The sequence below is a fragment of the Weissella tructae genome (assembly GCF_000732905.1).
Classification (GTDB): domain Bacteria; phylum Bacillota; class Bacilli; order Lactobacillales; family Lactobacillaceae; genus Weissella; species Weissella tructae.
Genome location: NZ_CP007588.1, coordinates 875499 through 893575 on the forward strand (window position 1 = coordinate 875499; position 18077 = coordinate 893575).

The window sequence follows — 18077 nt, forward strand, 5'->3', positions numbered from 1 at the left end:
TACTCGCCAATTTATAGTTATTTGCCAATCATAGCATTTTTTATGCTATTTTTCAATTCTCAATTTGCATGTGCAATGATTTCAACCATCGTGTTTTGAGGCCCTTTTTCAAGGATTTCCGCCACGTCTGAAATCGTCAATTCACGTAAAATTTGGATGTCATCGGCAATCGTACTTTCAGCGAAAGTTTGTCCTTCAAAATGAGTAACAACTCCCTCTAAAAAGTTCAATCGTTGAATCGCACGACTCAATGCATCCATTTTTGCATACTGAAACGCATCTGTTAGTGCCGCAAATTGTTCTGGCAAGTTACCTAACACAGATTTAATTTGCGTCACAAACTCAGGCACATCCCCAGTGTCACCCACAACACTAATAAAGGCAAAACCACGTTCCCATTCCATATCGACGGCAAAATTATCATCAATCAGTCCGTCGTTATACCAATCCATGTATGTTGGTGAAAATTCACCAAATACGAGGTCTAGCGCTAAACTAACAGCCAAAATTTCACGCAATGCGTCCTTACCTGTTGCAAGGTTACCACCATTATCCCACCGCATTCCTAACGCAACCTTATTTCTGTTCGTTGGAATGTCAATTAATAATGGACGTTCGTCACTAGGGCGATAACTAATTGGCAAGCGCGTCGCTTGCTTTTGCTTTGGTCGTTGTCCAGCTAATGATGCCGCAATGGTTGCTTTCGTTTGTGCCACATCAAACGCGCCAGCAATGTAAATATCCATATTTTCTGGTTGATAAAATGCGTTAAAAGCTAACTCTAAATCTTGTACTGTGATTGCCGTCAACGAGTCATGATCCCCCACAATCTCATCAGCTAACGCATCTTGCGGATACAATTGGGCCATTAACCCTCGGTATAATTGCCCGTCTGGATCATCTGCATATTGATCAGCTTCTTGCATGATAATCTGTGCTTCACGTGCCACATCTTCTTCTGTTAAAAACACTTCTTGTGTAAATGTTAATAATTCTGTCAAAGCGTCTTGATTGTTCGCCAAACTATTAAAGTAGTAAGTTGTGCGCGCTTGACTCGTAAAAGCATTCGTATCCGCTCCTAACGCACTCAACTTAGTAAATGCATCATGATCGGCTTGTTTAAAGATACGATGTTCCAAAAAATGAGCGATACCAGCAGGTTGATGTATGTCTTCATTTTCCCACGTAAAATCACGGTCACGTGCCCCAAAATCTACCGTAATCATCGCAGCCATTTGATGATAGTTCTGACGTGGTTCTAAATGCACACGCAAGCCATTAGGGAGTGTGTATACAATTTCTTCTGGACTAAATTTCTTCACTGGATTCATGTGAGGCTCCAATCGCTGTGTAATCTACGGCTAGTGTCATTTTACGTGCTGCCTGACGCACATCTTCTACGGTAACGCGGTCCAATTTTTCTCGCCATTCTACTTGTGTTAAATGACGATTTGATAATGTTTGATCGAATGCACGATCAGTCAATTGACTCTGACTATCTAACCCTGTCAAATAACTTGTCAGCATCAATTTTTTAATCGTTGCTAATTCATCTTCTGACACTAATTCTTCTTGCAAACGGGTCAATTCTGCCATAATCGCATCTTTTGCTTCCGCAAGACGATGTTGATCAACTCCAGCGGTAACGGTCACTGTACGATTGTAGTAATTGAAGTCTGATGACACTGTATAGGCCAAGCCTTGGACTTCGCGGACCTGATTAAATAGGCGTGATACTGCCACGCCACCAAAAATGTCATCAAAAGCGTATGCTGAAAAACGTTCTTCATCAGAGACATTTAATTGATAAATTTGGACAATTTGTGTTTGATTAGCATCCGTTGTGACCATTGCTGTTTTCGCATTTTCTGGCGTAGCTTGTTCATAATAAGGTGATACAGCACAATCACGGTCAGTTAATCCAAGCAAATCACATGCTTGCTTTAAATCTTCTTCTTGTACATCACCTAAGACAATAATATCCACGCGATTATGCGCCAAGCTATCCGCCCATGTTTGCCATGCACGTAATCCTGTACTACTTTCAACTAATTCAGATGAGCCATAGGCCGGTAATGCCATAGCTTGGTCATCATAGTACATGTCAAGGGCATTGCGACGAGCAACGTAGGGACGATCATCTTCTAGCCCTGCCAATTCATCCAAGATATTATCTTGTTGACGATTAAAGATTGTCTGATCGAATCCTTCTGCATCAGTACCTAATGGTTCGTTCAACATATCTGCTAAAAAGGCGAACCCTTCCGGCAACAATGTCTTTTGTGGTTCTGTGAACACGTCATGAACCAGATTCAAGCGAACACGTAGCGTATGTACCTGACCATTTTTAACGGTCTCCACGCCAAAAGCTGCCCCATACATTTCACTTAACTTACGTGCTAAGTCAGTTTGGCTAGGATATTTTTTCGCGCTGTTTTCTAACATATTCGCGATCAGAATACGATCACCCATACGTTCTTGATTTAACGGTTCTGAAAAATTCACTTCAATACGCGTGGTAGCAAATTGTGTCGTGGGGATGATATGTAAATACACATCTTGAGCTAATGAAATTGTTTTAACCACAGTTAGCACTCCTTTTTATTTTTCTTCAAACAAAAAAGCACGTTACCGCGCCTTCAGTGTTTAATATTTATGTTTTTTAATTTATAGGATAGGTGACAATAAACGTGAAAACGTTTGTTTAAAGCTCATCCATTTTGATTGTGCTAAGAAATCTTCTTCTGTTAATGGCTTGGCATGTACTAAGTCAGCTTCAAAAATTGCTTCTAATTGTTCCGCAATTTTTTCATTATACATGAAAGCATTCGCTTCAAAATTCAAACTAAATGAACGCATATCCATATTTGCTGAACCTACTGATGATACCACACCATCCACGGTCACAACTTTAGCATGTAAGAAGCCATTTTCATAGGTATACACTTCAGCCCCAGCTTCCAGCATTTCACGTGCATAATATTGCGTTGCACGATAGACAAAAGGATGATCTGGCTTATTTGGAATCATCAAACGAACACGGACACCAGACATTGCCACAATCTGCAATAAGTCTAACACACCTTGATCAGGAATGAAGTACGGTGTTTGAATCGTAATTGAACGTTTGGCACCGGCCATCGCACGCATATATCCTTGCTTGATTTGTTGAATATCTTGATCAGGTCCAGAACTAACAATTTGAATTGCTGTTTTTCCTTGTACCCCTGCTTCTGGGAAGTAACGTTCAGAGAACGTTAGCTTGCTAGAACGTGTTGTGGCATTCCAATCCATAAAGAACCGACTTTGCATCGCAAGAACCGCGTCCCCTTGGATACGGCTATGCGTATCCCGCCAATGACCAAACTTTTTTGAGCGCCCAATGTATTCATCCCCTACATTAAAACCACCAATGTAACCAATCTCCCCATCGACAATAATCATCTTACGGTGATTTCGGAAATTGGCACGAAATGTAATCGGAAAATAGCGTGGTTGCATAAAGGCTTCAACGTGCCCACCAGCGTCAACCAAGCGCTTGTACATTTTACGGTGATAACCATGTGATCCCCATTGATCAAAAATCACACGTACATGTAACCCTTCTTTGGCTTTCTTAGTTAACAAATCCACTAATTGATTTCCTAAACGATCATTTGCAATACTAAAAAATTCTAAATGAACATGATGTTTTGCATTTTCAATATCAGCAAAAATCGCCGGAAACAAATCATTTCCATCTGTAAATAAATCCACTTCATTTTTTCGCGTCAACACCGCTGCATCATTGTTCAAAAACAAATTAATGAATGCATCTTGTTCTGCAATATCTCTTAATTCATCAGCATTCGCTGCTTGTAGGTAGTGACGTTGGTTTTCAACAATCTGATCCATTCCAAGATCTTCTTGTGTTCGCAAATCGTCAGACTTACGACTTGAAATTTTACGACCCAAAAATCCATAAATTAAAAAACCAACAATAGGAAATAGCAAGAGCACCAAAAGCCAGGCCCAGATTGATGCAATATCTCTTTTTCCACTAAAAACTGTGACCATCGCAGCGGCTGTATTCAATACGAAAACCGCTACAATGAACCAAATAATATACGCTGACATTTATTTCCCACCCATTTATTGTGTTTATATGTATCTTATCATTTATTACTAATTAAAAGGGCGTATTCCCCGGAAACTTCTCTGAGGATATCATTTACCGAAAGATTGACCGGATTGTTTGCCAGTGCCATAATAAGCAAGTTATCAATGAATTAGCACAGCATCCTACATATTCAGGAGAAAATAACATGTTTAATTTTTCGCTACGTGACCTTTTGTCGCGTATCAGTCCGTATCTTTTTCCCTTTTTAATACTATTGATTGTCGCAACCCTATACATGGGTTCATCACCGCTTTATCTGACAAACCCTTGGGATGATAGTAATGCCATGTTAACTATGGGGCGTAGTATCCAACAAGGTTTGATTCCTTTTGTTGATATTGTCGAACAACGCGGACCATTCATTTATTTTTTATATGCACTTGGTGCTGGAATTAGTACAACATCTTTTCTAGGGGTCTTTGTGATCGAAGTAATAAACATCACCCTGATCTACTATTTTGGGACACGACTAACGCATGCTCTAACGAAGCAAACAGCACTTGTGCCATGGTTGGCTTTAATTGCCCCGTTAACATTACTGGGCACTAGTGCTTTTCGCTTCGGTGGTTCTCCTGAAGAATTTGCCTTTACGTCTGTCTTATATTTACTTGTTCTGTTGGTTGAAAATGACGGACGCTTTTCCAACATGTCGCTCCCAACTTATTTTTGGCTAGGCTTAAATCTAGGATTCATTTTCTGGAATAAGTATTCGCTCGTCGGGACTTTTGCCATTTTCTTCCTACTTTGTGGTTTCTATCTACTATTCAAAGGCCGATGGCTCCACTTTATCCGTGTTGTGACGCTGTCACTATTGGGATTTTTTGTCGCAGCATTACCTATTTTGATTTACTATGCATCTGTTGGTCACTTAGATGCCCTATTCAACATTTATTTCGTTCAGAATTTAACGTCATATCACGTCCAACACATGGGCGTGATTGATCAATTAAGTCAACTATTCGATCTGATTTTCAAGCAAATCTACAGCTACATCTTTGGTTGGACTATCACAGCACTTGGCTGGATACTTGCCATTCGCAAAGGGCATACCGTGACGATTGAAATCATCTTAGCTTTTGGTAGCATCGTTTTTGTTGCCTTACAAAAAGTTGTTTTTGTCTATTATCCATTGGTGTGGTTACCATTTTTGGCACTCGGATTCATCCGCTTAGCCGTATACATCTGTGACTGGCTACCAAGTCGTCAACAGACTCTTATCAAATACACACTTCCCGTGATTATCACGTCACTATGTATCTTGGGCCCACTTCTTTCTAATGCGTCCGTTAAACATTTAGTACCCGTAAATGGCGGAAAGTCACTGAGCGGCCATACTTATACAGCGCAACCGCAATTTGGCGCATTAATGAAATCAGAGAAAGAACACCCTACTTTATTGACACTAAATTGTATCGACGTTGGCTTCTTTTTGTCCGCAGATACGGTTCCGGTGACACCCTACTATCATCGGATGAACATGTCGTACAAAGAATTACCTATCATGTATGACACATTTAAAGCGGGGATGTCTGATGGTAATATTGACTATACTGTGGTTCGCGTGAAACATGCCTTAACTGATGATAAAACATCTGAAGCACGTCAAAATGCCGCAATTATGTCTGTTGATTCCTCATTAAAGAGTACACTAGCGGCTAATTACCATGTCGTTGATGTGGCAGAAAATCAAAACGACATGTATTACGTTCTATTTGCCCGTAATGCACATCCACAATTATAAACACATTTAAATTTTTTCTAAAACAACAAATCCTTAGGTGACATACGCTAACCGGATTTGTTGTTTTTTATTACAAAAAATAAAAAAATATAACATGCACATGGTTTATGTATATGCTATATTTTCAATATCAATTAAGATACGTGCTTAACAATTTGCGTATCAAACGAGGAGAATAGATATGGCTACATTAATTGCATTCGCACTAGGTATTTTGTTTATGGCATGGGGATACTACCGTATCAAGACTGATTTTTCAGACAATGAAACACAAGGTCGAAACAACATCATCCAACTTGTATTGAGTGGACAAGCATCTGGAATCGGTCAATTCCTATCTGGTATTGTTTTCATCATCATTGGAATTATTGCATTGTTCGTTCAATAATAATCTCAAGCTAAAACCGCCCGTTATCTAAAAAGATAGCGGGCGGTTTTTATATACATTAACTCTATTACTTGGCTGTCTAATTATCAACAGACTCTTTTAAATCACATTCGTTCATTAAAGTCGAAACCTCTATCCTAATGTTTTCTATATATTTTTAGTCAATTTAAATCGCACTTCATTATGAATTACGTTTATTTAGCCATGCTTTAACTTCATAAACTAATCCAAGCATGAAAAATAAACCTGCTGGTACGAAACCAATGTTTTGCACGCCTTGACCGGGCGTCCAAAACATAGCAATCACCACAATGCCTACACCAAAACAATAAACACCACGCCATACTAAGGGGAGTTGTATCCCATGTTTCTTTAACTGATATGCAAGTATACAACATATCGCCCCAAGAATTGGTCCAATCGCTATCATATTTAACTCCTTCTGTTCAAATGTGTCATGAATATCCTAATAAATAATTCAGATCCATGTAAATCTGCTTGTGTGAGTGTCATTTCATATAATCATTAAAATCAACACTTAATATAAGTACCGCATTACTCATCATAATTTACCCAAAAAACAAAAAGGCCTAGTAGGATTAACGGAATCCGCTTAATTGGAAAACCATCTGTGATCCAAAAGACTATATTAAGGATTACTAAGATAGGAAAAATACTTTTAGTTATTAGTTTTAGGTTCATTAAATAACTAGTACTCCTTTCTTTTCTGAATATAATAAAATACCAACTTCTTCAAAGAAAACCCCAAGTTTGGTAGTTCGTCCTCTACAGGTATAGCACTATTAGGTACACTTCCATTTACTTGTTTTAATCAAATAAATTTTTTCGGGCACCTCATTAACTGACACAATTTGTGAATCTGTTAATGAAACACAATCCAATATCATATCCGAATCAAACAATCCAGTAATGTTATCACTGTTCATAAAATAAACTTCGCCTGATATCCCTCGTAACGTGTTACATATACAAATATACCTTAAAACACCGAAAACGACTGCACCTAGCACTTTACATAGATGTACCAAATGTTGTACATAACGTAAACTATTCTTTACATACTAGGAAACCCCGCACTTTACATACACAAAAACGCTGTCTAACGTACAACACAAATCTAGACGATTTTTATTCTTTGCAACTAATAAAAAACCGTTGATACGATGCGGTTCCCCACTCATATCAACGGTTCAATTATTACTTATCGTCGTTTTTCACATATTTGCGCTGAAAATCAGCAATGTTCTTGTATTCAGGTTGTAGATGACGTGACAAACGAATGAAGATCGGTGCCAAGGCACGATATACTTCGTAATTTTCAGGCTTTGGTTCGTAATCCTTAGATTCCCCAACCATTGTCCCAATCACTTCAATATTATCAACCATCCCTAGGGCCTTTTGCGCCATAACAGTTGCGGCCAACGCACCTGATTCAAACGCAGTTGGCACAGTTACTGTTTGTTCAAAGATATCAGCCATCATTTGTCGCCATAGAGCTGAACGTGCAAATCCACCAGTTGCTTGAACTGACTTCAATTCGCCAGTAACTTCTTCAAGTGCCAAAGAAACCATGTAGATATTGAAGATAATACCTTCAAGAACGGCACGTACCATGTGAGCACGAGTATGATTGTGTGTCAAACCAAAGAATGATCCACGCGCATTCGCGTCCCAGATTGGTGCACGTTCACCACCAAGGTATGGGTGGAATAGCAAACCATCTGCACCGGCTGGTACCTTGCTTGCAATTTCAGTGATCAAGTCATATGAGCTCATTCCCATTAAATCAGCAGTAGACTTTTCCGCATCGAACATGTTGTCACGTGCCCAACGGAAAACATCTCCTCCATTGTTAACTGGTCCACCGACAACCCAGTGAGCCTTATCCAAAGCATACGTAAATGTACGTCCCTTTGGATCAATCTTTGGTGCATCAGTCACAACACGAATGGCTCCTGATGTTCCAATCGTAACAGCCGCAACACCTGGTTGAATAGCATTAACTCCCATGTTTGATAATGGACCGTCACCGGCTCCATAAACAAACGCAGTATCCTTGTCCAATCCCAAAACATCAGCCATCTTATCTGATAGACCGCGTTCAATTTCATAAGGTTCAACTGGTTGTGGCAATTGTTCCTTTGAAAGTCCGGTAACTTCCAATGCTTGTGCATCCCAGTCCAATTCGAAAATGTTGAATAGTCCTGTTCCAGACGCAATAGAAATATCCATCTTGTTTGCACCAAACAAACGGTGGAACAAGTATTCCTTAATTCCTAGGTAGTGGGCAGCGTTATTGTAGATATCTGGCTTCTCATTCTTCAACCAAATAACCTTTGATAAAGGTGCCATTGGGTGAATTGGCGTTCCAGTCTTACTATAAATTTCTTGACCCAAGCCAGTTTCACGTAGTTCTTCAGTGTACTTAACGGCACGATTGTCGGCCCAAGTAATCACACGTGTTAATGGGTTCCAATCAGCATCAAACGCAATTAATGAATGCATAGCTGAACTAAATGAAACAGCCAATACCTTACCATCAGTTGCCTTACTTGCGACTTCTTGGACAGCCTCAATAAATGCACGGTAAATCTCGTCTAGATCTTCTTCCGCCATATCGGGTTCATCACGATATAACTTGTAACCATGATTTGCAGTAGCAATAACCTTCCCTGCTGTATCGAACAAAACTGCTTTAGTTGACGTTGTACCTAAATCAACTCCAATTAAGTAATCCATAAGTGTGCTCCTCTTGTTAACGTTATCTTTTCTTCTCCATTCTATTAGAGTTCAAACTCTTTGGCAACGCTTTCTTCTTGATTTTCGACTCTTCTTGCGAAATAATTCATTTTTTCACAATGAAAGCGTTTTTTATCGCTAAAATAACGCCACTCCCGCATCAACATGTTAACAAGAAACCTTTTAAAACATTTAAAATACGTGAAAAACGCACCAAACAGGCGTTTTTCACAAGTTAATTTTAAATTATCATTCATAATAATAAAATTTTAACGATTCATTGTTTTTTTATTATTAAATAGGAATTTCACAAAAAAAGCACCCAAAGGGTGCTTTTAGCTTTAATTATCCAAATTTGGTCGGTAAACACTACGTTGGTCCAAAGCCCATTGGCGACCGGAAAAAGTCCCTGGTTCTGTGTCTGACAGAGCATTATCAAAACTCTGCATTGCAGCATCCAATTCGTCTAATTGATGTAAAATATTCGCTTCTTTCACAAGCGGACGTACTGGTGAACCATACTCCAGTACACCATGATGTGCTAATACCGTATGACGCAAAACAAGCATATCTTCACTATATAGATCCAAACCTAATTCTTGACTTGCAATCACGATTTGCTCATCAATCAATGTAATATGCCCGATTAAATTACCGGCGGTTGTATATTTTGTCGCGACTGGTCCACTTAATTCAATCACTTTCCCTAAATCATGTAATAGTGCACCTGCATACAATAGACTAGCATTCACATCTTTATACTGTGCCACAATTGCTTCTGCTAAATGTGCAATTGAAAGGGAATGGAAAGCCAACCCACCAGCAAAGGCGTGGTGATTTGATTTAGCCGCTGGAAATTGATAAAACGCGTCATGATACTTCGTTACTAAATGGCGCACGACTCTTTGCCATGTCGGATTCAAAATTTGGAATAAGATTTTTGAAACTTCTTCTTCCATTTCAGCTGCCCGTACAGGTGCTGCTTGCATGTAGTCAGCTGGATTTTGTGGTTCTCCTACTGCAGCAGGACGAATGGCTAACACCTTCAATTGTGGACGCTCTTGATACATCTGCTTAACTGCAGAAATACGGACTACAATCCCGGGCGTTAAAGTATGTGTCTCCTCAGGATTAATATCCCACAACATACCGCGGACTTCCATTGAACGGTCCGCCACTTCAACTGCCAAATATGGCTTCCCTTGGCTCGTTGTTCGCACATCCGCTTCTTTTAACAAAACAAATGCATCGAATTTTTCATCAAATTTAAAATCTTTTAGCTGATCCATTATGTCCCTCCTACAAGATTACTTGGTCTGGTTCTGTCATTGCATCTTTCGTAAAGTAAAAAATTTGTTGCTCACTACTTTGTGTTCTTAATAATGATAACAGAGCTGATTGACGCTCAACATCAAAATCCACAAATGCATCGTCAATTAACAACGGCATATTAACTTGCGCTTGTAATTCTGAAATCATTGCTAGACGAAGAGCCACATACAATTGTTGCGCGGTTCCTCGTGATAATCGACGCACATCCCACGTTTGATTCTGGTAGTCCGTGATTTCAAAATTCTTTTCAGTCCAAGTCACATGTTGATATTGCCCTTTCGTTAGGGTCTGTAAATAACGATCTGCTTGTTGTTCTAAGCGAGGCCATCGATCATTGTTTGCTGCATCAAAACTCTGACGCGTCCATTGCGCAGCCATTTGCAAAGCAAAATAATCACGCATATCATTAATTAATTCACTTTCCCAATTCTCAACCATTTGTCGTTGTTGACGCAAGGATTGATCACTACCTAGTCGATCTAATTGGACTTCTAATTGTGCAATTTGCGCATGCTTTTGTTGTAAGACATCAGCCAAATCATCCACACTATGCATAATGCCTTCTTGTTCAGTTACATCTGCCAATTGCGTGCGTAAAATTTGTTGTCGTTGCTCTTGTCGTGATATTTCAGCTAACTGTTCACGTCGAACATCAAAATCTGCATCGGAAGAAATGCCCAGCTCATGATATCGAGCAGCTAATTGTTGCTCTACCTGACGGTAACTTTCATTTTGATGTGTTAACTTTCCGATTTCTTGCGCTACTTGTTGTCTTGATACCGCAATGTTAGTCGCATCATTAACCATGAATCCTAGTTGCTCTAACTGCTCAATTAAGCGGGCATCGCGTGGTGTTGATACAGTCGTTGTTGTTTCAACGGCTGACTTATTGGGTAAAAATAATGCACCAGCAATGACAATACCTAACAACACACCAATCATAGGTTTCCCTAGTAAACTGCCCAGTAATACACCACCTACAAATACCAAAACCATATACATCCAAGGCAGCTCGCTACGATTCGTTGTCTGTTGTCGTGTCGCCACAGGTTGTGCAGATAACTGAGCCAACAAACGTTCAATGTCGTACCAACGGCTAACATCGTCAGACGTATACTGACTCGCCAATGTGTTTTGCATAACTTGAATATCGGTCACATCTGACTCACGTAACTTTGGTGGTTGCGCCGCCAACCAACTATCAACTTCTTGTAATTGTTCTTGCAGCTTTTGATATTGATCAGCAACCACTTGTTGTGTTTGTTGACTTTGAAGTGTCTGTACATCCGACTTCAAACTTGTAATTTGTTGTTCAACTTCTTCAAGCTGCGGCAAGCCTTGTTCCATACGGTGCAAAGTTGCTTTCGCTTCTTCTAATTGCGCAATTTTTTGATTAATCGGACGCTTGGCGGTTACGGTTTTCCCTAATGATGATTCTGCTTCTTTCACCCATTCGTCACTCTGTCGTAACCAACCTTGTGCATTTGGAATCCCAATCACACGTAGCCGTTCCAATAATTCTGTTGGTTTCAACGTTAAAATCTCTAATAGATCATCTTGATTGAATTGGTAGATTGATTGATACAATGCTGGCGTCAACGGTGCCATCATTTGACTTAACATATCCTCTGGATTCGCAAATTCTTGATTCGTAACCGCATTTTTCAAAATGACAGTCGAATTAGTCCGTTGATGACGTGCTAATTCATAACATACGCCATTATGTGTAAACCAAAGTCGACCACCGTAAATTGCAGTCGCTGACTGATTTTCGTAAGTTGTTGTCGCTGACTTTGCGCTTGGAAACCCAAATAACATTCCTTGGATGTATGCATGTAAGGTGGTTTTTCCCGTACCATTTAAACCACTCACAATTTGCAACCCATCAGTGAACTCAAATTGTTGATTTTGCCAACATCCAAAATGATCAATATGAATCTTAGTTATTTTCATTGGTCACCTCTTCTACTGACTGAATAATACCCTTTGCTTTATCACTAACACTATTCATAAAAGCTGAATTTGTTAATTTTGCTAGTAATGTCGGGTCTTTAATTGTCTTCAAACCTAAATCATATAAGTTTTGTTCATTAAATACGGCTTCATAACTTTGATTCCAATATTCTGTATCAACAGTTGGTAAGTCGCTTCCACCTCTATTTTCCAAATGAACATCCACAACCCAAAATGGGTCTTCTGATTGGCGGAAATAATTGACATCAAATGTGTGTTGCAAAATCTGTTGTTGCGTTGTTTGGTCATTTGTTAAGACATTTAGCGTAATCAATTGAAACGCTTCAACATCCATAAACGCCTTTCTAAGCGATTCTACAACAATCTGTGGATCATCAGCCTCAATCTCCGCTTTAACCCATTCAACAGGTGCTACAGCCACAAATTGTGGCGTCAGACTACCATCTAGTTCCGTAACTAATTGATATCCTTTTGCGCCCACTTCCTTTTCATGATATCCCTGTAAATTACCTGCATAAGCAATAAATGGACGTTCATGTAATAGATTACGTTGATGAATATGCCCCAATGCCCAATAATCATACTGTTTGCTTAACATATCAGGAATCGTAAATGGTGCATATTGACCAGACGTCCCGCTTTGTTCCCCATGATATACCCCAATATGATAATCGACAGACAAATCACGTTGTGGAAATGCGGGGATTAATGATGTACTTAAATGACGTTGATTATACGAAAAACCAGAAACAGCAACTGAGTTGTTTTCCAGTGTTGTGATTTGAAACGTTTCTCCCTGGTCTGCAAATAAATGGACATTATCCGGCACTAAGCTTTGTAACTTCTCTCGTAGACCAAAGTCATGATTTCCAGTTCCTGCAAATACAGGAATATTTTCTTCCGCTAAAGTCATCATCGCTGTGCGAAACTGTAATAACGATTGTTGATCTGGTTGTGGCGTTGCAAATAAATCTCCGGCCAAAATAACAAAATCCACTTCTTGTGTACAAGCATCTTGAATCATTTGATTCAATGCTGCATTAGGCGCGTTAAGTAGCTTTGACGCAACAAGTCCATTAGGTTGGCGAATTCCTGAAAACGCGGCGCCGATATGTAAATCTGCTGCATGTATGAATTTCATGAGCCATCTCCTTATATTTATGTATACATCCATTATCTACCATTCGTAAAAATTAGGATAGTCCTAACATCAGTGTTTTTAGATATTTATTTAAATTAGTTCAAAAAAAGCGCCTTTAGAAACTAATGTTTCCAAAGGCACTCCAAATTATTACCAATATTAAAACAAAACTTTAGTGTTAGCTCGATTAAGATTTAAACTTATTAATTAAGCCATTAGCTAACTTACTTAGCCCAATCGTAAATTTTGCCTGCACTCCACTTCCAATATATTCAGTAACATTCTTTTTGTTCGCTGTCACATACCCATTTGCTACTTTCAATCTAGGCGTTCCATTCTTTGTCCAATCAATCCCTACAATTTCTAAAACAGTATTTTTCAATACGTATTTCACTTTGTTTGTTGATTTAAAGTTAACAGAATTATATACATTCAAATTGTGATTTGCATAAACATATCCTGATGAAATTTGATTCAAAAAGTTCTCAATATCAAATCTAACTGGATTTAATTTGAATCCATTATACAATACGAACTGTTTGTTAATTTTCAAAAAGATTAATCCATTATCCGTATTTATAATTTCATCTACATACCCGTATACAACTGATCCTTTATTAACTTTTGAATCACTTGTAATGGCAGGTCGATTACTTATGATAGTGTCCATTGGTACTCTGATAAATTCATGTAACAAGTTAGAAGGATCACTAAGATCGCTAAAATCGCGTTCCGTGTTATCTTGATGTCGATCTCCGCTATCGTTTCGCTCAAAAGTATCACCCTTAACGAGATCAAGCCCTATTGTTTCATTAGAAATTCTTATAAAGCCCTCTGGTGTTTCGAAAACTTCACTTCCGTGAATAAATTCATGCCTTATAATCGACAATACGTCTCCGTCCTGAGCTTCATTGACTGGATTTGTTAGCTCTACATCACTAAACAATGGCTGTTGACCATTAATTTTAAGACGCGACATATCTTCACATAATTGTACAAACTTTTTGTTTGCCGAAATATATCCGTCCTTGAGGCGTAATCTTGGGACTCCTTTATTCGTCCATTCAATACTCAATACGTCAACAATTTCGTGTTTACGTAACATTTCAGTAGATTTAGAAACATTTTTTAAATGGATATCAGCAAATATATATTGGTCTTTTAAAATCAATAGTTTCTGATTTTCACATGTTAAATTAGTAAAACTAGTCAATGGTGCAATAACAAATTCTCGTTGAATAGGTGCAAATTTTTTCTTAGTAAGGATACCTAGCTTATTTCGTACGTCATCCGGAGACTTAGCAGCACTAATGAAAACATTTGATGTTAGATTCTTTAGTTCCGCTCTAGTAACACCCGTTATTTGTTTCATTGATAACTTCGGTGCATAACTATTGATTTGTCCATGCATCGCTTCGCTGTACTTGAAATTCCCAAATACGTTCGCAATGTATGGATCCGCGAATGCCTTCGTTTGGTATTCATACGTTAATTCACCCAAGTATCTATTAAATCCAACTGGATAAATTGAATGTAAATCACTGAATGCGTTCGCAAATGCAATAACACCATCTTGTATAGCTTCACTAAATTCGTTTGGTGCATCAACAATAACTGGAACGACACGCCCGTTTTCATCGTACTCATATTGAGAAATACTCTCATACGGTACTTGAGCAAAAATGGGCTCAAAAAATGCAAAGTTTAGAGGCATCGTTGTGAATCTGTGTCGAATTGAAGTTCCTTTATTTGATGTAAAGTTTCTAACATAGTAAAACGGCGTGTCAATTTGTTCATTAGACAAATTATTGATTAACCTTGCCAGTGTATCTTGGGTATATCCTCTTCCCCAAAATTCTACAATTGCAAATGATTCATCTACGTTGATTTCTTGTGCCAGATATTTTGTCACAATTTTTCTTTGTTCTGCGGCTTCTTCTAACAAAAGTTCATTATACGTAGTAGATGATTTTAAGATTTCTCTGATTAATTTTATGTCATGTGGTTCCAAATTGTCTTTTTGATAGAAAGACTTTAAACTTGGAACAGCATTCAAAAGAACTGTTTCAGACAATTGACTCGCTTCAACTATCTCAGAAAACTTACCTATTTTGTCTGAAAACAATCCGAATTCAGAGAATGACTCGTCATCAACTTTGTCAATAAATGAAGGTACTCTGAATGTTTTACGTGATCCATACAGATACTTTGTATTTAATTTCAGGCCACGCTTCTTAATAATCACGTCTGCTGCATCTTTAAGAAATAGCCCATCTCTAGACAAAAAGTACAATGTGCTATATCCACGTTCAAGGGCATCTTCAATTACCCAGTCAATATATGAAACGAACGCTGTACCAACATATGAAAATGCATAGTAGCGCTTTTCATCAAATGACATATCTGCATTTTCTACTACACTTGCTCTATATCGTTGCATAGCCGTAGCTACACGATTAAATGCATATTGGTATTCTTGCGGAGAATTGTTTACTAAGTATTTTTCTAGATTAATGAATGACTCCATATCATGATTAATGGTCTGAATCCCGTATCTTCTAGGCATCTTCCCATCTGAAATTTTGTTATCCCCATAATGCACCCACTTAGAAAAATGATAATCAAGTTTAAAAAACACTTTTTCAAACAGTAGTCCACTATGTTTTGTAGCACCTTCTTCACAAGACACAAATAATGGAATATCTAAGAATCTTTTATCGGCTTTGACAATCATCTGTCTAATAACGTGAGATGGTAGGTACATATCACTGATTAAAATCACTTCATTCCCTTGCTCTTTAGAAGAAAATAACTCGTCAATTCGATATTGTATTGGTTCCACTGAATTAATTTCTGATGCAATTTCACTTTCCATCAAAAAATTAACTTGTTCAGTATTCAAGTTGAAGTTATCTGCCAATCGATCAAAAATTTCAGAGAACATTACTTCTGTTCTATCGGTTTGTCGTTCTAACGTTGTTTTAGGAAATACTGTACGCAAATCTCGCTCAACTTGAACTCGAACACGAGCATAATGATTCAACAAATAGCGAGGAAAATCAATTTCTTGATTATCAATCATTTTTTGTTGTACATCGGCGAAAATCGCCTTAGGTGTCAGTGTGTTTCTTCGAATTAACGTATCAAAAATATCAAATGAATGCAGCTCTGGCATTGGATCATTACTAGGTACTGATTGATCAATGTTTGAAATTAACTCGTCAATGGCGAGAGCTTTCTTTTGAGAAAAATCAAAAAACTCAGCGTTTAAAAATTTGTTCTTTTTTTCATCGACACTGAAACGTGATTTTGAAATTATATCCAGTAATGATTCGAAATCAGTGGCATTTGTACCTACTGAATATTCCTTATAATCACGAATAAATTCGGCGTTTTTTGTATAGTCGCTGTAATCTGGAATATATCTGATAAATTTATCAACCCCTACAGCTAACATATCATATAAAATTGATGAATAATCAACGATTCCAACGTCAATTTTATCTAAAATCTCATAGATATCATATTCATCGTTCCAGAACAAAATATGTTTGTAATGTTGCTTATTCGAATATGCATACTGAAAACTCTCATCCGAAATCATGTGCGGATGCATTTTTATAATCAGAAAATTATTAGCTTCTTCTAGTTTAGAATTCAATAAGTTTACATCTGGAATCAATCTTTTGAATGTTCCATCAGCAGTATCTCTCCACGTTGGAGCAAACAGTAAAATATTGTTTGCATGTTTAGCTACTTTCCCTAGAATTAAATCATGTCGATAAGAGGATAACCCAAATTCTCGATAAACATGATTTCGAGGGTAATCTCCTCTTATAATTTGCGTTTCATTTAAACGTGTATCTTCGATGAAATGTTCTTCCATAAAATCTGAAGTTACAAGTAACTTTAAATTATTAGCAAATAATTTATGATTCTTTACATGCTTTGTTGTAATTCCCTTAGAAACACCAGAACTTTCATGTACCCCAAATTCTATATGCTTCAATCCAACTCCATGCCATAAATTAAAAACAATACATTCTGAATTTAAACTCTTCGGATATGAGATTCGAAAATTTTCTGTCACATAAACATTAGCATTGCTAAAAAGTCCATCTGATTCATCCGAATTCATATAGGTTGCCCTATATCCAAGCGATTGAATGTCCTTCGCTTGTTCCTCAGTATCCGCAATCCAAACTAATTCATGTGTATCACTCATGAATTTCTCCATGTACATAAATAACGCCTTTGGATTCCCTTGCCATTTATACGTCCCAAACAACCACAACTTACTCATAGTCAACTCCTTTTCAAATTATACCTTTAAAAGTATACTCTAAATCACTCTACAATTCCATGTTTATCAGTATTTTGTAATAACTAAGTACCGTTTTTATATCTATTATTTTTAGCAAGAATTTTATAATTAAAAAACTCCCCCAGAAACTAACGTTTCTGGGGGAGTTTTAAACTATTAATTTTATTGATAAATTAATTCATACACATCAAGTATTTAATAATTTTGTTTCTTCAGCCTAGCAGTACATATCTCATATGTACTGCAGAAAAATTAATC

11 protein-coding genes are annotated in these 18077 nt (G+C 37.8%); 2 read left to right on the forward strand and 9 right to left on the reverse strand.

Features of this window, described 5'->3' with window-relative positions:
* Positions 1-59: 59 nt before the first annotated feature.
* From yfmH to cls, 3 genes are all read right to left on the reverse strand, one after another.
* Complete coding sequence (gene yfmH, locus WS08_RS04250; RefSeq protein WP_009496371.1) at positions 60-1331, reverse strand: EF-P 5-aminopentanol modification-associated protein YfmH; 1272 nt, start codon at positions 1329-1331, stop codon at positions 60-62.
* The gene (yfmF, locus tag WS08_RS04255; protein WP_009496370.1) at positions 1309-2586 is read right to left on the reverse strand and encodes an EF-P 5-aminopentanol modification-associated protein YfmF; all 1278 of its coding nucleotides are present in this window, start codon (positions 2584-2586) and stop codon (positions 1309-1311) included. The genes yfmH and yfmF overlap by 23 nt, the downstream gene beginning before the upstream one ends.
* A gap of 81 nt (positions 2587-2667) precedes the next feature.
* The gene (cls, locus tag WS08_RS04260; protein WP_009496369.1) at positions 2668-4116 is read right to left on the reverse strand and encodes a cardiolipin synthase; all 1449 of its coding nucleotides are present in this window, start codon (positions 4114-4116) and stop codon (positions 2668-2670) included.
* 188 nt (positions 4117-4304) lie between these two features.
* On the opposite strand from cls, the gene WS08_RS04265 reads away from it, so the two are divergent.
* A complete protein-coding gene (locus WS08_RS04265; protein ID WP_009496368.1) occupies positions 4305-5900 on the forward strand; it encodes a hypothetical protein in 1596 nt (531 codons plus the stop codon).
* 181 nt (positions 5901-6081) lie between these two features.
* Positions 6082-6288, forward strand: a complete 207-nt coding sequence (locus WS08_RS04270; RefSeq protein ID WP_009496367.1) for a hypothetical protein — start codon at positions 6082-6084, stop codon at positions 6286-6288.
* A 181-nt stretch (positions 6289-6469) separates the two neighbouring features.
* On the opposite strand, the gene WS08_RS04275 is transcribed toward WS08_RS04270, so the two are convergent.
* The 6 genes from WS08_RS04275 to WS08_RS04300 all read right to left on the reverse strand — a co-directional run bounded on the left by WS08_RS04275 (position 6470) and on the right by WS08_RS04300 (position 17798).
* A complete protein-coding gene (locus tag WS08_RS04275) occupies positions 6470-6718 on the reverse strand; it encodes a hypothetical protein (protein ID WP_009496366.1) in 249 nt (82 codons plus the stop codon).
* Positions 6719-7506: 788 nt separating this feature from the next.
* Positions 7507-9048: a gluconokinase gene (gene gntK, locus WS08_RS04280; RefSeq protein WP_009496365.1), complete on the reverse strand. Its 1542-nt coding sequence runs from the start codon at positions 9046-9048 to the stop codon at positions 7507-7509.
* A 341-nt stretch (positions 9049-9389) separates the two neighbouring features.
* Positions 9390-10337 (reverse strand): 3'-5' exoribonuclease YhaM family protein, encoded by a 948-nt coding sequence (locus tag WS08_RS04285; protein WP_009496364.1) that lies wholly within the window; start codon positions 10335-10337, stop codon positions 9390-9392.
* Between the two features lie 10 nt (positions 10338-10347).
* Entirely contained in the window at positions 10348-12333 is a 1986-nt protein-coding gene (locus tag WS08_RS04290) for an ATP-binding protein (RefSeq protein ID WP_009496363.1), read from the reverse strand.
* Entirely contained in the window at positions 12320-13495 is a 1176-nt protein-coding gene (locus tag WS08_RS04295) for a metallophosphoesterase family protein (RefSeq protein ID WP_009496362.1), read from the reverse strand. The genes WS08_RS04290 and WS08_RS04295 overlap by 14 nt, the downstream gene beginning before the upstream one ends.
* Positions 13496-13682: 187 nt before the next feature.
* On the reverse strand, positions 13683-17798 hold the full coding sequence (locus WS08_RS04300) for a DUF5776 domain-containing protein (RefSeq protein WP_009496361.1): 4116 nt from the start codon (positions 17796-17798) through the stop codon (positions 13683-13685).
* Positions 17799-18077: the final 279 nt, after the last annotated feature.

Bases quoted from the DNA above. Each gene is read 5' to 3' on its own strand.
- yfmH (WP_009496371.1), bottom strand. From the start codon at position 1,331: ATGAATCCAGTGAAGAAATTTAGTCCAGAAGAAATTGTATACACACTC.
- cls (WP_009496369.1), bottom strand. From the start codon at position 4,116: ATGTCAGCGTATATTATTTGGTTCATTGTAGCGGTTTTCGTATTGAAT.
- WS08_RS04265 (WP_009496368.1), top strand. From the start codon at position 4,305: ATGTTTAATTTTTCGCTACGTGACCTTTTGTCGCGTATCAGTCCGTAT.
- WS08_RS04270 (WP_009496367.1), top strand. From the start codon at position 6,082: ATGGCTACATTAATTGCATTCGCACTAGGTATTTTGTTTATGGCATGG.
- WS08_RS04275 (WP_009496366.1), bottom strand. From the start codon at position 6,718: ATGATAGCGATTGGACCAATTCTTGGGGCGATATGTTGTATACTTGCA.
- gntK (WP_009496365.1), bottom strand. From the start codon at position 9,048: ATGGATTACTTAATTGGAGTTGATTTAGGTACAACGTCAACTAAAGCA.
- WS08_RS04285 (WP_009496364.1), bottom strand. From the start codon at position 10,337: ATGGATCAGCTAAAAGATTTTAAATTTGATGAAAAATTCGATGCATTT.
- WS08_RS04290 (WP_009496363.1), bottom strand. From the start codon at position 12,333: ATGAAAATAACTAAGATTCATATTGATCATTTTGGATGTTGGCAAAAT.
- WS08_RS04295 (WP_009496362.1), bottom strand. From the start codon at position 13,495: ATGAAATTCATACATGCAGCAGATTTACATATCGGCGCCGCGTTTTCA.
- WS08_RS04300 (WP_009496361.1), bottom strand. From the start codon at position 17,798: ATGAGTAAGTTGTGGTTGTTTGGGACGTATAAATGGCAAGGGAATCCA.